Here is a 13,591-nt window from a genome sequence, read left to right as displayed (position 1 = left end):
TGAAACTTTCGCCAATGTGTCGGCCGGTGTGTCGGATCCAACTTTATAAAGGTTAGAATCGCCCCCTGGCCCAGAGTGTGTACTTATGTCCCAAGAGCTGACTTCCGAACAGATTCAACAGTCCCTGCAAGGCATCAGTGTGCCTGCCCAGCCGCAAATCATGGTGGATTTGCAGATGGAGCAGTACATGCCCGACCCGGACCTGGAAGTGATCGCGAAGCTGATCTCCCAGGACCCAGGGCTCTCTGGTGCCTTGCTGAAGATCGTCAACTCGCCGTATTACGGCTTGAGCAACAAGATCGCCTCGATCCAGCGTGCGGTGAACCTGCTGGGCAGCCGTTCGATCATCAACCTGATCAACGCGCAGTCGATCAAGGGCGAGATGAACGACGACACCATCGTCACCCTGAACCGGTTCTGGGATACGGCTCAGGACGTGGCGATGACCTGCCTGACGCTGGCCAAGCGCATCGGCGCCCAGGCCGGTGACGAAGCGTATGCACTGGGTCTGTTCCACGACTGCGGCGTGCCGCTGATGCTGCAACGGTTCCCCAACTACATGACCGTTCTGGAAGAGGCCTACGCCAACGCCAGTGCCGAATGCCGGGTGGTCGACACCGAGAACCGGGTGTTCAACACCAACCACGCGGTGGTCGGTTACTACACGGCCAAGTCCTGGCGCCTGCCGGAGCATGTGACCACCGCGATCGCCAATCACCACAACGCCTTGGCGATCTTCAGCGACGAATCTTCGCGCAACGCTCAGCTCAAGAACCTGCTGGCGATCCTGAAAATGGCCGAGCACATTTGTGCGTCATACCGGGTGTTGGGTAATCAGACCGAAGACCACGAATGGAACAGCATCGGGCATCTGGTGCTCGATTATGTCGGCCTCTCGGACTACGACTTCGAGACCCTCAAGCAAACGATTCGTGACCTCGGCGCTCACCGCTGAACATCGGCTGCTGCATTTATTCGAGCGCCCTGATTCGAGAACACCATGCCTGAACTGCCGGAAGTCGAAACCACCCGCCGCGGGATTGCACCGCACCTGGAAGGCCAGCGCGTCAGCCGGGTGATCGTGCGTGACCGCCGATTGCGCTGGCCGATTCCTGAAGACCTCGATGTGCGCCTGTCCGGCCAGCGCATCGTGCTGGTGGAGCGCCGCGCCAAGTACCTGCTGATCAATGCTGAAGTGGGCACGCTGATCAGTCACTTGGGTATGTCGGGCAACCTGCGATTGGTTGAAGTCGGTATGCCGGCGGCGAAGCATGAGCATGTGGACATCGAACTCGAGTCCGGCCTGGCCCTGCGCTATACCGACCCGCGCCGGTTTGGCGCGATGCTCTGGAGTCTCGATCCGCTCAACCACGAACTGTTGATTCGCCTGGGGCCGGAGCCGTTGACCGACCTGTTTGATGGCGATCGCTTGTTTCAGCAGTCCCGCGGACGATCCATGGCGGTCAAGCCGTTCATCATGGATAACGCGGTGGTGGTCGGCGTCGGCAACATCTACGCGACCGAAGCCCTGTTCGCCGCCGGCATCGACCCGCGTCGCGAGGCCAAGAGCATTTCCCGGGCGCGCTATTTGAAGCTGGCGATCGAGATCAAACGCATTCTGGCCGCGGCCATTGAGCGGGGCGGTACGACGCTGCGGGACTTTATCGGCGGCGACGGTCAGCCGGGGTATTTCCAGCAGGAATTGTTTGTCTACGGCCGGGGCAGTGAGCCCTGCAAAGTCTGTGGCACTGAACTACGCGAAGTGAAACTGGGGCAGCGCGCCAGCGTCTTTTGCCCACGCTGCCAGAGCTGATACGTGCGACGGTCTATAGTCAGTGTTCTCACTGCCTAGCCGAAGGACCGTGCCATGAATTCGTTTCGAACCCTTGTTGTTGCGCTGCTGCTGAGCGTCGGTGCGCCCGCGCTGGCGGCTAGCAGCGGCAGCGGTGATCCGCGTTACACCATCCAGAATCCCCCGGCCTACGCCATGCTCGGCGACTTGCTGATCGCCAGACCGTTGCTGGTGGTGGCGACGGTGATCGGTGCCGGGGCGTTTGTGGTGTCGTTGCCGTTCACGGCCTTGGGCGGCGGCATCGGCGATGCGGGACAGGCGCTGGTGGTTGATCCGGCGAAAGCCGCATTTGTGCGGTGCCTGGGGTGTATCGGGGAGGGGTTTGAGCAGCGGGAGTGAATCAGTTACATGTTCGGTGTACCTGATGGCTTCATCGCGAGCAGGCTCACTCCCACAGTTGATTTGTGTTGTGAATCAAATGATGTGAGCACCACAAACCCACTGTGGGAGCGAGCCTGCTCGCGATGAGGCCGGCACAGGCACTACAAAAATGCCTGCCTCAAGCCTTCCCGGTAATAATCCGATACTTCGCCATCAACTGCTCTTCAGTCTCCGGATGCGCTTCATCCAGCGGAATGCAATCCACCGGGCACACTTGCTGGCACTGAGGTTCGTCGTAGTGGCCGACGCACTGCGTGCACAGGTTCGGGTCGATCACGTAGATCTCTTCGCCTTGGGAAATAGCGGCGTTCGGGCACTCGGGTTCGCAGACGTCGCAGTTGATGCAATCGTCGGTGATGATCAGGGACATGCTAACTCCAGCCAGGGCGGACGGCCCGGGCGCAATAAACCAATGCGCGCAATTGTGCCGCATTGGCGCCCGCAGTGCACGCGGGCGCCGCTTGAGCGGTCGTTACTTCTTGAAGCGTTCGGTGAGGGCGTCCGCCACCGCAGGGTGGACGAACTTGGTGATATCGCCGCCCAACGCTGCGATTTCACGGACCAGCGTCGAGGAAATGAACGAATAACGCTCGGACGGTGTGAGAAACAGACTTTCCACATCCGGCGCCAGTTGGCGGTTCATGTTGGCCAGCTGGAATTCGTATTCGAAGTCCGACACCGCGCGCAAACCACGCAGGAACACATTGGCGTTCTTCTCTTTGGCGAAATGCGCCAACAGCGTCGAGAAGCCGACGACTTCAACGTTGGGCAGATGTTTAGTGACCTCGCGGGCCAGCTCCACACGTTGTTCCAGGGGAAACAACGGGTTTTTCTTCGGGCTGGCAGCGACGGCGATGATCACATGATCGAACAGGCGCGCGGCGCGTTCGACCAAGTCGCCATGGCCCTTGGTAATAGGGTCGAAGGTACCTGGGTACAACACTCGGTTCATCGCGTCGTCCTGGCGGGAGTCCGTTGGGGAGTCGGATGGTATCGCAGCCTTCCCGGTCGGCCAAGTCGCCTGTTGGGTAAGAAAGCACTATAGACGATTGGAATATTCTCCGTTTTCATGGGTTTTTCAAACGTTCGGCCAGCGAAGTCGCCAGTTGCGCCGTCAATCCGTAGACCGACAATTGCGGGTTTGCGCCAATGCTGGTGGGGAACAGCGAGCCATCGTGGATCGACAGATTGCTGATCTGGTGATGCCGGCCAAGGCTGTCGGTCACGGCGTTTTTCGGGTCTTCACCCATGGCACAACCGCCCATCACATGAGCGCTGCCCAGGCGGGTGCGATACAACTCAAGGCTCAAACCGTCGATCAACGTGCGCGCTTCGGCCAGGGTTTTCACGTAGCGCGCGTCGGCGTGCATCGGCATGACCGCGTTGGCGCCGCCGGCGAACTGGATCTCGGCCATGCTGTGAAAGGCTCGGCGCAAGCCGTCCCAGGCGTAGGGTGAAACTTGATAGTCGAGCACCGGCGTGTTGTCGCCGCGCAATTCGACACTGCCGCCGGGGCTGTCCGGGTGGAAACCATCGCGCAACAGCGCCAGCATCGCGTGGGTGTGGGGCAGATTTTCCATGTGCCCGGCGTTTTCCTTGCCAAAACCGCCGAGCAGGGTGGAGGCCAGCGCCGGGTGCAGTGGCGGCACCTCCAGTTTGTAGGACATCTTGCCGGTGGTGCCGTCCTGCCATTGGAAGTGGTCGGAATAGATCGACTGCGGCGCACCGTAGAACGGGTTGATCACCTCATCGAACAGCCCGGCGGACATGTTCACCAGGTGCAGGAATGTGCGTTTGCCCAGCCGCTGGTGCGGATCGGGCGCCTCCGAGCGCAGGAGCAGCGCCGGGCTGTTGATCCCGCCGCCCGCCAGCACGTAATGCCGCGCCTTGACCGTGATTGTGCGTCCGGTAGGTGCGACGCAACGGTCGTCCATCGCCACACATTGCAGGCCCGTGACCTTGCCGTCCTTGATCGAGAGCGTTTCGGCGCGGGCCAGATACAGCAGCTCGCCGCCTTTTTCCAGGGTCGCGGGGATGGTCGTGACCATCATCGACTGCTTGGCGTTGGTCGGGCAGCCCATGCCGCAATAGCCAAGGTTCCAGCACCCGCGCACGTTGCGCGGGATCACATGCCAGGTGTAGCCGAGCTGCTCACAGCCTTTGCGGATCACGTCGTTGTTGGCGTTGGGCGGCACCATCCAGGGCGCAACGCCCAGGCGCTGTTCCATTTTCTCGAACCAAGGCGCCATCTCGGCCGGGCTGTGGCCTTTGACGTTGTGTTCCCTGGCCCAATGCTCAAGCGTCGGGTCGGGCGTGCGAAAGCTCGATGTCCAGTTGATCAGCGTAGTGCCGCCCACCGCGCGGCCCTGGAGGATGGTGATCGCGCCGTCCTTGCTCATGCGGCCGATGCCTTCCTGATAGAGGCTGGTGTAGGCCTGGTCTTCGAGCATCTTGAAGTCGCTGCTGGTCTTGAGCGGGCCTTCTTCGATCAGCAACACCTTGTAGCCGGCGGCGCTGAGAATTTCCGCGGTGGTCCCGCCGCCCGCGCCGCTGCCGATGATCGCCACGTCCGCGTCCAGGGTCAGGTCCTGGGTCAGTTGCGAGCCGTTGTAGGTTTTCCAGCCACGGGCCATGCCTTCGCGGAACGGGTCGGGTACGGGCATCTTCGGGTTCTCTAGTTGTTATGGTTTTGGATGCAGTGGTGTTCATGAGGATGCCTTCGCGGGCAAGCCTCGCTCCTACAGAACCGCGTAAGCCCTTGTAGGAGCGAGGCTTGCCCGCGAAGGGGGCGACCCGGTCTTAAACGGCAGGCGGCCCCGGATACCCGCAATGCACCCACGATTCCGCGCGGCTGTACCACGCCATCATCACCAGTTGCAGCAACGAGCTGTGCCCCATGCGCAACAGGTTCAACGAGCTGTTTTCCCAGCGATCGAGAAAGTGCCGGATCTCATCGGTACTGGCGTTTTCCCAGCTGCCCCAGATCCCGGTCAGCGGCCCGCGGGTCACCGCCATCCCCAGCACGTCGAACAATTGCCGAGTGAGCTTGAGCATTTCCGGCGACAGGTGATTCAGGCCGTTATCCAGGGTTTTCAGGGTGCCATCGACGGCGGCCGGCATTTTTTCGGCGGCCACGGCGCCTTCGAGCATTACCGGGACCAATGCCCGCAGAAACAACAGATCGCCGCTGCGCAGGGTCGCGAAACCGTTAGCCGGGATGCTCGATGAGCAGCCGCTGAGGCTCGCGCCCAATCCGGCCGTAGCCAGGAAAGCACTCGCGCCGAGGCTGAATTTAAGCAGGCCGCGCCGCGACAGCGCGGGTGTATCGGACAGGCTTGGGCTCATTATTGTTATTACCCGAGGGTGCGATTGTTAGCGGATAAACAGCTTCTGAATCAGTTTCTGAATGGATTTTCCATAAGGCGGGTAAATCAGTTTCGCCGCGTTGAAGCGCTGCTTGATCAGCACGCCTTTGGCCTTGCTGAAGGTCAGGAAACCTTCGTGGCCGTGGTAATGGCCCATGCCCGAGGCGCCGATACCACCGAACGGCATATCGTCCTGCGCCACGTGCAGCAAGGTGTCGTTGAGGCAAACACCGCCGGAATGGGTTTCGTGGAGTACACGATTTTGTTCGTGCTTGTCGTAGCCGAAGTAATACAGCGCCAGCGGACGAGGTCGTTGATTGATGTAGGCAAACGCCTGATCAAGCGTCTTGTACGGCACGATCGGAAGCAGCGGGCCGAAGATTTCATCCTGCATCACGGTCATGTCGTCGCTGACGTTGAGCAGCACGCTATGACCCATGCGCCGGCCCTGGCCCTGATCAAACAGCGGAATCAGCAGCGCGCCCTTGCTGGTGGCGTCGCTGACGTAGTTATTGAGTCGCGCCAGTTGCCGGTCATTGATGATTGCCGTGTAGTCCGGGTTGTCGGCCAGTGTCGGATAAAACCCGCGAACCGCGTGGCGATAGGCTTCGACGAAAGCGCCGATACGATCTTCCGGCACCAGCACGTAGTCCGGGGCCACGCAGGTTTGCCCGGCATTGAGCGTCTTGCCGAACGCGATGCGTTCGGCGGCGTCCTTGAGCGGCACGTCGAGGGACACAATGGCCGGGGACTTGCCACCCAGCTCAAGGGTCACCGGCGTCAGGTTCTCGGCTGCCGCGCGCATCACGTGCTTGCCGATGCTGGTGGCGCCGGTAAACAGCAGGTGATCGAAACGCAGTCGGGAGAACGCGACACCGATATCGGCTTCGCCCAGCACCACGCAGACCAGGTCTTGCGGGAAGATCCGGCCCAGCAGTTCCTTGAGCAGCAAGCCGGTGGCGGGGGTCGACTCACTGAGTTTGAGCATCACCCGATTGCCCGCCGACAACGCACCCACCAGCGGCCCGATAGCCAGATAAAGCGGGTAGTTCCACGGCACGATCACGCCGATCACGCCCAGCGGCTGGTAAACCACTTTCGCCGAAGCCGGCTGAAACGCGATACCGACCTTGCGCCGCGAGTGCTTCATCCAGCCTTTGAGGTGCTGACTGGCGTAGTGAATGCCGTGCAGGCTCGGCATCAGTTCGGCGAGCAGGGTTTCATCGGCGCTGCGGTGGCTGAAATCCTGGCTGATCGTATCGATCAAGGACTGGCGTTCGTTGCTCAGCAGATCACGCAGGGCTTTGAGCCATTGCTGGCGCTGGGCGGCCGGTGGCATCGGGTTGGCCGCATACGCCGCACGCTGCGCATCGAACAGGGCCTGAAGCTCGTCCAGCGGCTGTTGCAGGTTCTGCAGATAAGCGATGTCGGCGGTCATGATCGGCTCCGGTTTTTGTTGTAATGAGGCACTTTTTAGAGTCTAAGCTCTATAAAGTCAAATGGCATCCTGGCGCAGCATTGTTTTATCCACTCGCCGATAGGTCGTAAGATGCCTGCCAACGCACTCTGAATTAAAGCTCAAGCCATGGCCCCTCGGATCAAAACCAGCGAGCGCATCGTGCAGAACAGCCTGGAGCTGTTTAATCAACAGGGCGAGCGCAGCATCAGCACCAACCACATTGCTGCCCACATGGAGATTTCTCCGGGCAACCTGTACTACCACTTCCCCAACAAGCAGGCGATCATCGCCGTGCTGTTCAGTGAGTACGAAAGCCTGGTGGACAGCTTCCTGCGCCCGCCCCAGGGCCGAGCGTCCACGGTGGAAGACAAACGCTTCTACCTTCAGGAACTGCTGGCGGCGATGTGGCGCTATCGGTTTTTGCATCGCGATCTTGAGCATTTGCTAGACAGCGATCCCGAACTGGCTGCCCGTTATCGGCGTTTCTCCCAGCGCTGCCTGATCCATGGCACCCACATCTACGCCGCCTTCGTCGACGCCGGCATCCTGAAAATGGACAAAGTCCAGATCGAATCCCTGACGCTCAATGCCTGGATCATCCTGACGTCCTGGGTGCGTTTTCTGTGCACCACGCGGGAAAACTCCAATCACTTGAGTGAGCAGGCGATTAAACGTGGGGTGTATCAGGTGCTGGTGCTTGAGGCCGGTTTCGTCACGGAACAGTCTCGCGACGCGGTCAACGCGCTGTACGAAGAGTTTTACGTGCCACTGGCCCAGGCGCTGGAAGAAGTGCAGTAGGATTCAAGATCGACTTAATCACAGGAGCCCGTTATGCCCATTGCGCAACTGATCAGCCCGCAAGCGTTGGACCTGAAAAAGGATGCACCTGGGCTGGTAATTCTGGATTGTCGTTTTGCCCTTGAAGACCCGGATTACGGCCAGCGTAGTTATGCCGAAGGGCATATCGCCGGGTCGAGTTTTGCCGATCTTGAGCGTGATTTGAGCGGGACAGTGGTCAAGGGTGTGACCGGGCGCCATCCGTTGCCTGAGCCTGAAGAGTTGATCGAGCGTCTGCAAGCCTGGGGCATCAACGCCGACAGCGAAGTGGTTTTGTACGATGACGGCCCCGGTGCCTACGCGGCGCGGGCCTGGTGGTTGCTGGTCTGGCTGGGCAAGCGTGACGGCGTGTTTATTCTCGATGGCGGGCTCAAGGCCTGGCACGCCGCCGGGTTGCCGCTGAGCCTGGATGCGTGCGACACCCCGCGCGGCACCTTTACCGGGACGCCGGACGACGCGCTGATCTTGAGCGCCGAACAGCTTCAAAAACGTCTCGGCCAGCCCGCGCTGACCTTGCTTGATGCTCGCGCCTTGCCGCGTTTCAAGGGCGAAGTCGAACCGATCGATCCGGTTGCCGGGCACATCCCCGGTGCGCAATGCGCAGCCTTCACCGAGAACCTGGGCAGTGACGGACGTTTCCTGCCGGCCGATCAGCTCAAGCAGCGCTTTGCGGCGAAACTCGGCGATCGTGCGCCGACCGATCTGGTGGCGTATTGCGGATCCGGCGTGACGGCGTGCCATAACCTGTTCGCACTGTGCCTGGCGGGTTATCCGTTGGGCTCTTTGTATGCCGGGTCGTGGAGCGAGTGGATCAACGATCCTGCGCACGGCATCGCCATCGGCGAATAAACGCTGCTCCCCTGTAGGAGTGAGCCTGCTCGCGATGGCGGCGGGTCAGTCAACATCATTGCTGACTGACCCGCCGCCATCGCGAGCAGGCTCACTCCCACTTTTGGACCTGTGTCGAGCTCAACTTCCTGATAATTGCCGGGCGCTGCGATACGCCCCCGGCCCAACCCCGTAAACCTGCTTGAACTGCCGACTCAGATGACTCTGGTCGGCAAACCCCAATTGCATCGCGACCTCCAGCGGCAAACATCCGTTCTGTAACAGCGCCCTTGCCTGCGCGATGCGTTGCTGCATCAGCCAGGTATGCGGCGGCATGCCCGTGGCGCGGCGAAAGACCCGGGCGAAGTGGAACGGTGAAAGGTTGACCAGTGCCGCCAGTTCTTCCAGCGAAGGCGGCGCCGCCAATTGTGCATGCAGCACATCCTTGGCCAGCGTCACCGCCCGGTGCTCCTTGCCGGGTTTGCCGGCGATCGGCACGGCGGCGTGACGTTGTAGCAGCAACAGCATCATCTCGCGCCAGACCATTTGCTGTTGCAAGGCGGTGGACGGACCTTCCAGCAAGCGATGCAGTTGGCAGAACCCCTTCACCAGATCCGGGTCGCGATACAACGTCGCGCCAAACCCCGGCAGGTTGTTGGTCGGCAGCTCCAGTTCGTCCAGCAGCGAGAGAATCTGCCCGCTGTCCGGATAAAACGCCCGGTACAACCAGCCATCCTCGGTCCCTTTGTGGCCGGTGTGCAGTTCATCAGGATTGATCAACACCAGCGTGCCGCTGCCGGCCAGGTGCTCGGCGCCGCGATAGCGGTAGCGCTGGGCGCCGGCCATGATCATGCCGATCACATAACCGTCATGCACGTGGGGCGCGAAGCGATGTTCGATGTAGCGCGCGGACAATAACTCGACGCCGGCCAATGGCGCCGTTTGCCAGAATCGGATCGACTCGCCTTGGTCGGCATCCATGGCTTACCCGCGACCCACGGCGCTCAGCCACTGCGGAATGCGGCGTTCCAGGTAATAACCTGGCTGGCGGAACGAGCCATCGACAAAACCGACATGCCCACCCTTGGCTTGCAACTCGAATTGAGTGGAGGCGGACAGCTCCATCGCCTGCGGCAGGCTATGGGGGAACACGAAGGGGTCGTCGGCCGCCTGAATGATCAGGGTCGGTGTGCGAATTTCTCCAAGGAAATACCGGCTCGAAGAGCGGCGATAGTAATCCTCGGCATCGACGAAACCGTTCAGCGGCGCCGTGACCCGGCCGTCGAAATCCCAGAAGGTGCGCATGTTCTCCAGCGAGCCCAGTGCCGCCAACGCCGCCAGTCCATCCTCGCGCCCGTCATGTTGAAACTGGCGCTGCTTGTTTTTGATGTAGGCCACCATCTCGCGCATGAAATGCGCCTGATAGACCTTCGAGAAACCTTGCCCGATGCGATCAGCGCATTGATCGAGACGAAACGGCACCGACACCGCCACCGCGCCTGACACGCCGCTGTCACTGCCAGTCTCGCCCAAATGCTTGAGCAAGACATTGCCGCCCAGGGAATAGCCGACCGCATACAGCGGTGCGAGAGGGCGCTTGGCCCGCAGGTGCCTGATGGCTTCGGCCAGGTCTTCACTGGCACCGGAATGGTAGCTGCGTGGCAACAGATTCGGCTCGCCGGAGCAACCGCGCCAGTTCAGCGCGACGCTGGCCCAGCCCTGGGCAGCGAACGCCTTTTGCACACCGGCCACGTAGGGCGAATTCGAAGAGCCGGTCAGCCCGTGCAGCACCAGCACCAGCGGCGCATCGGCAGTGTGCGGGCCGTGCCAGTCCATATCGAGAAAGTCGCCATCCTCAAGCCACAAGCGTTCGCGCTCGCGTTCGATGTGCGTGGTTTTGCGCCACAGCGGTCCCCACAAGGTTTGCAGGTGCGGGTTGCCGAGGCCGAAGGCGGGGGTGAAGCGTTCTGACGGAAAGGACACGATTGCTCTCGATGCAGCGGTGCGCAACCGGTGCGCACCTTTTTCAGGCCGGTCGGTTAACCGGCGATCTCTGCCATACGTTGCCACAACGCGTAATACACCTGCCCGGATTTCTGCTTTCCGATGCGGTGCAGGTTTCCTGACAGTTTGAGCGATTACCTGGAAGGTTTGCCAGTAGGCTCCGGCAATGGCTTTTGCGGGACGGTCGGTCCTGTGCTGATGATGACTAATTTGTCCATGCTCAGGTGTTTGTTCAATGCGCTTTTGACTTGCTCTACGGTTAGGCGCTGGGACTGCTGCATGAAGTCGTCCAAGTGATTCAACGGCAGGTTATAAAAGCCGATGGACGCCAGTTTCGAGACGATTTGTGCGTTGCTGGCAGTGGACTGCGGGAAGCTGCCAGCCAACTCGCGCTTGGCATCATCAAGTTCTTTTTCGGTCGGGCCGGTTTTAAGGTAGTCGGCGAGCACGTCCTGTACCAGTTTCAGAGTGCCTTCGCTCATTTCGGAGCGGGTCTGCAACTTGATCATGAACGGACCGCGCGCCTGCATCGGGGTGAAGGTCGAAACCACGCCGTAAGTCAGGCCACGTTTCTCGCGCACTTCGCTCATCAGTCGAGTGCCAAAGCCGCCGCCAAGGATCTGATTGCCCATGGACAGTGCCGCGTAGTCTGGATTGTCACGGTCGATGCCCAGTTGCGCGAGCATCAGAATGGTCTGTTTCGATGGGAATTCGATGTGGCTGATGCTGGCGTTGGGTTCGGTCGGTTGCGGGATTTTCGCCAGGGCCGGGCCTTGGGGCAGGGTAGCGGATACCTGCGCGGCAATGGCTTCAGCTTCGGCACGGGACAAGTCGCCCACCAACGCGATCACCACGTTGCCGGCCGCGTAGGTTTTTTCGTGGAACGCGCGCAGCTGTGTCGGGGTGACGGACTGAATGGCTTGCGCCATGCCATCGCTGGCGTGCGCGTAAGGATGATCGCCATACAGACGGTTCATCAACTCAAGGCTCGCCAGTTTGCTCGGGTCATGCTGCTTATCTACGAAAGCGGCGAGGGTCTGATTGCGAAGGCGGGCATACGAATCGCCAGGGAAGGTCGGCTTGCCTGCGACTTCGGCGAAGAGTGTCAATGCCGGATCGCGTTTATCCTTGGCGCTGAGGCAGCGCAGGGAGACCTGTGCCGTATCCAGACCAGTGCTGGGGGCATACTGTGCGCCCAGGCTTTCGAAATCTTGGGCAATAGCGTTGGCATCCCTGCCGGCAACACCTTCGTTGAGCATCAAGTTTGTCAGCATGGCCAGACCCGGAGTGCCTCCATCCTGGCTGCTGCCAGCTGCGAAGGTCAGGCGCATGTCGAACATCGGTAACCCTCGGGCTTCGGCGAACAACACTTTGGCGCCTTCGGCAGTATTCCAAGCCTGAATATCAAGCGTGCGGGGACTTGGCGCCTGACCGTCGAGCTCAGCCAGCGATTGCAGCCCTTGGTCGGAGTTTTCCTTGTCTGGTACTTTGCCGGCGCCGGACTCATCCCCATCCTCTTTATTCACCTCCATTGGCAGTACATGGGCGACGCTGAGCCGCTCGCGGGTGAAATACAGCTTGGCGGCTTTCTGGATGTCTTCTGGCGTTACGCTTTCCAGTTCGGCCAGTTCGGTGTCCATCAGTTTCCACGACAGGCCGAAGGTTTCCAGTCGACCGATAGCGGTGGCCTGGCGGGTGATTGAGTCGCGCTCGTAAACCAGCCCGGCGATGACCTGCGCGCGTACGCGTCCCAGTTCTTCAGTGGACGGCGCAGTGATTTTCAGCTGTTCGAGCAGCCTCCACAAACCGGCTTCGGCCTGGGCGATGGTTTTGTTTTTACGGCTGTTGGGTGTTGCCGACAGGAGGAACAGGCTGTCACCCCGGGTGTAAGCGCTATAACTCGACGAACCGTCGGACACCAGCTCTTCAACGCGTTGCAGTTGCATTGGGATGCGTGAGCTGTGGCCGTTGCCGAGCAAGGCCGAAATCATACGCAAGGCATTCACTGAGCGTTTGTCTTCGGCGGTGGCGATGCTCGGCACGTTGAAGGCCAGCATCAAGCTGGGCAGTGGGGTCTTCACGTGCAGAGTGATTTGGCGTTGGCCGGGCTTGGCCAGTTCCAGCGGTCTTTTCGCGGCCGGCACATCGCGTCTGGCGATCGCGCCGAAGTAGCGCTGGGCCTGGGCTTTGACTTCGTGCGGGGTCACGTCGCCGACAACCACCAGCGTGGCGTTGTTCGGCGCATACCAGGATTGATACCAGTGGCGCAGCTCTTCGATCTTCATCCGGTCGAGGTCCGCCATCCAGCCGATGGTCGGCGTGTGATAACCGCTGGACGGGTAGGCCATCGCTTTGAAGCGTTCGTAGGCATTGTCCATTGGTTTGTCATCAGTGGTCAGGCGACGTTCTTCTTTAATGACTTCAATCTCCCGGACGAACTCGTCGACCGGCAGGAGCAGATTGGCCATGCGGTCCGCTTCCAGTTCGAAGGCCACGCTCAGACGATCTCGAGCCAGCGTCTGGTAGTACGCGGTGGAGTCGTTGCTGGTGAAGGCGTTGAATTGGATACCGAGCTCGCGCAGGAGCGGCAAGATTTTGCCTGGGCCGACTTTTTTGCTGCCCATGAACATCATGTGTTCCAGAGCGTGGGACAAGCCGGTCTGACCCGGAGGCTCGTAGCTGGCGCCGACCTTGTACCAGACCTGGGAAGCTACCACCGGTGCCCGATGATCCTCGCGCACGATGACCTTGAGGCCATTGTCGAGTGTGAACTCGGTAGTTGAACTGGAAGTTGTCTCGTTAGCTGATGCATTCATTCCGTTAACAGTCCTTTGCGTCCATGCGAGTTGTTTCGCAGGTTCACAG

Annotated in this window: 12 protein-coding genes and 2 pseudogenes; 5 read left to right on the top strand and 9 right to left on the bottom strand. The window is 60.5% G+C overall.

The window, feature by feature from the left end; translation table 11 throughout:
- Window positions 1-139 precede the first annotated feature (139 nt).
- From JIO00_RS27915 to JIO00_RS27905, 3 genes are read left to right on the top strand one after another with little or no spacing between them, the layout of a single operon-like run.
- A complete protein-coding gene (locus JIO00_RS27915; RefSeq protein WP_200668682.1) occupies window positions 140-955 on the top strand; it encodes an HDOD domain-containing protein in 816 nt (271 codons plus the stop codon).
- A 45-nt stretch (window positions 956-1,000) separates the two neighbouring features.
- Complete coding sequence (mutM, locus tag JIO00_RS27910; RefSeq protein WP_010466788.1) at window positions 1,001-1,813, top strand: bifunctional DNA-formamidopyrimidine glycosylase/DNA-(apurinic or apyrimidinic site) lyase; 813 nt, start codon at window positions 1,001-1,003, stop codon at window positions 1,811-1,813.
- A gap of 54 nt (window positions 1,814-1,867) precedes the next feature.
- The gene (locus JIO00_RS27905; RefSeq protein ID WP_010466790.1) at window positions 1,868-2,191 is read left to right on the top strand and encodes a multidrug transporter; all 324 of its coding nucleotides are present in this window, start codon (window positions 1,868-1,870) and stop codon (window positions 2,189-2,191) included.
- 160 nt (window positions 2,192-2,351) lie between these two features.
- On the opposite strand, the gene JIO00_RS27900 is transcribed toward JIO00_RS27905, so the two are convergent.
- The 5 genes from JIO00_RS27900 to JIO00_RS27880 all read right to left on the bottom strand — a co-directional run bounded on the left by JIO00_RS27900 (window position 2,352) and on the right by JIO00_RS27880 (window position 7,036).
- Entirely contained in the window at window positions 2,352-2,603 is a 252-nt protein-coding gene (locus JIO00_RS27900) for a YfhL family 4Fe-4S dicluster ferredoxin (protein ID WP_010466792.1), read from the bottom strand.
- 102 nt (window positions 2,604-2,705) lie between these two features.
- Entirely contained in the window at window positions 2,706-3,185 is a 480-nt protein-coding gene (gene coaD / locus JIO00_RS27895; RefSeq protein ID WP_007945531.1) for a pantetheine-phosphate adenylyltransferase, read from the bottom strand.
- Window positions 3,186-3,300: 115 nt separating this feature from the next.
- Window positions 3,301-4,896, bottom strand: coding sequence for a GMC family oxidoreductase (locus JIO00_RS27890; RefSeq protein ID WP_077747214.1), 1,596 nt, complete (start codon window positions 4,894-4,896; stop codon window positions 3,301-3,303).
- A 136-nt stretch (window positions 4,897-5,032) separates the two neighbouring features.
- The gene (locus JIO00_RS27885) at window positions 5,033-5,578 is read right to left on the bottom strand and encodes a hypothetical protein (RefSeq protein ID WP_010466797.1); all 546 of its coding nucleotides are present in this window, start codon (window positions 5,576-5,578) and stop codon (window positions 5,033-5,035) included.
- A 27-nt stretch (window positions 5,579-5,605) separates the two neighbouring features.
- A complete protein-coding gene (locus tag JIO00_RS27880) occupies window positions 5,606-7,036 on the bottom strand; it encodes a coniferyl aldehyde dehydrogenase (RefSeq protein WP_200667249.1) in 1,431 nt (476 codons plus the stop codon).
- Between the two features lie 147 nt (window positions 7,037-7,183).
- Here JIO00_RS27880 and JIO00_RS27875 point away from each other — a divergent pair, with 147 nt between their 5' ends.
- Both JIO00_RS27875 and JIO00_RS27870 read left to right on the top strand, forming a co-directional pair.
- Window positions 7,184-7,855 (top strand): TetR/AcrR family transcriptional regulator, encoded by a 672-nt coding sequence (locus JIO00_RS27875; protein ID WP_010466800.1) that lies wholly within the window; start codon window positions 7,184-7,186, stop codon window positions 7,853-7,855.
- A 33-nt stretch (window positions 7,856-7,888) separates the two neighbouring features.
- On the top strand, window positions 7,889-8,743 hold the full coding sequence (locus tag JIO00_RS27870; protein ID WP_083375536.1) for a sulfurtransferase: 855 nt from the start codon (window positions 7,889-7,891) through the stop codon (window positions 8,741-8,743).
- Window positions 8,744-8,863: 120 nt separating this feature from the next.
- Here JIO00_RS27870 and JIO00_RS27865 read toward each other — a convergent pair whose 3' ends face one another.
- From JIO00_RS27865 to JIO00_RS27845, 4 genes and pseudogenes are all read right to left on the bottom strand, one after another.
- Entirely contained in the window at window positions 8,864-9,703 is an 840-nt protein-coding gene (locus JIO00_RS27865; RefSeq protein WP_010466802.1) for an AraC family transcriptional regulator, read from the bottom strand.
- Between the two features lie 3 nt (window positions 9,704-9,706).
- A complete protein-coding gene (locus JIO00_RS27860) occupies window positions 9,707-10,705 on the bottom strand; it encodes a hydrolase (protein ID WP_010466803.1) in 999 nt (332 codons plus the stop codon).
- A 155-nt stretch (window positions 10,706-10,860) separates the two neighbouring features.
- Window positions 10,861-12,207: pseudogene (locus JIO00_RS27850) on the bottom strand (M16 family metallopeptidase); the annotation flags it as partial.
- Between the two features lie 33 nt (window positions 12,208-12,240).
- A pseudogene (locus tag JIO00_RS27845) lies at window positions 12,241-13,542 on the bottom strand (M16 family metallopeptidase); the annotation flags it as partial.
- Window positions 13,543-13,591 lie beyond the last annotated feature (49 nt).

Origin of the sequence: Pseudomonas sp. SW-3, assembly GCF_016615645.1 — a bacterium.
Classification (GTDB): Bacteria; Pseudomonadota; Gammaproteobacteria; order Pseudomonadales; family Pseudomonadaceae; genus Aquipseudomonas; species Aquipseudomonas mandelii.
The sequence above is the reverse complement of the archived record's forward strand: the minus strand, read 5'-3'. Positions and strand labels throughout refer to the sequence as shown.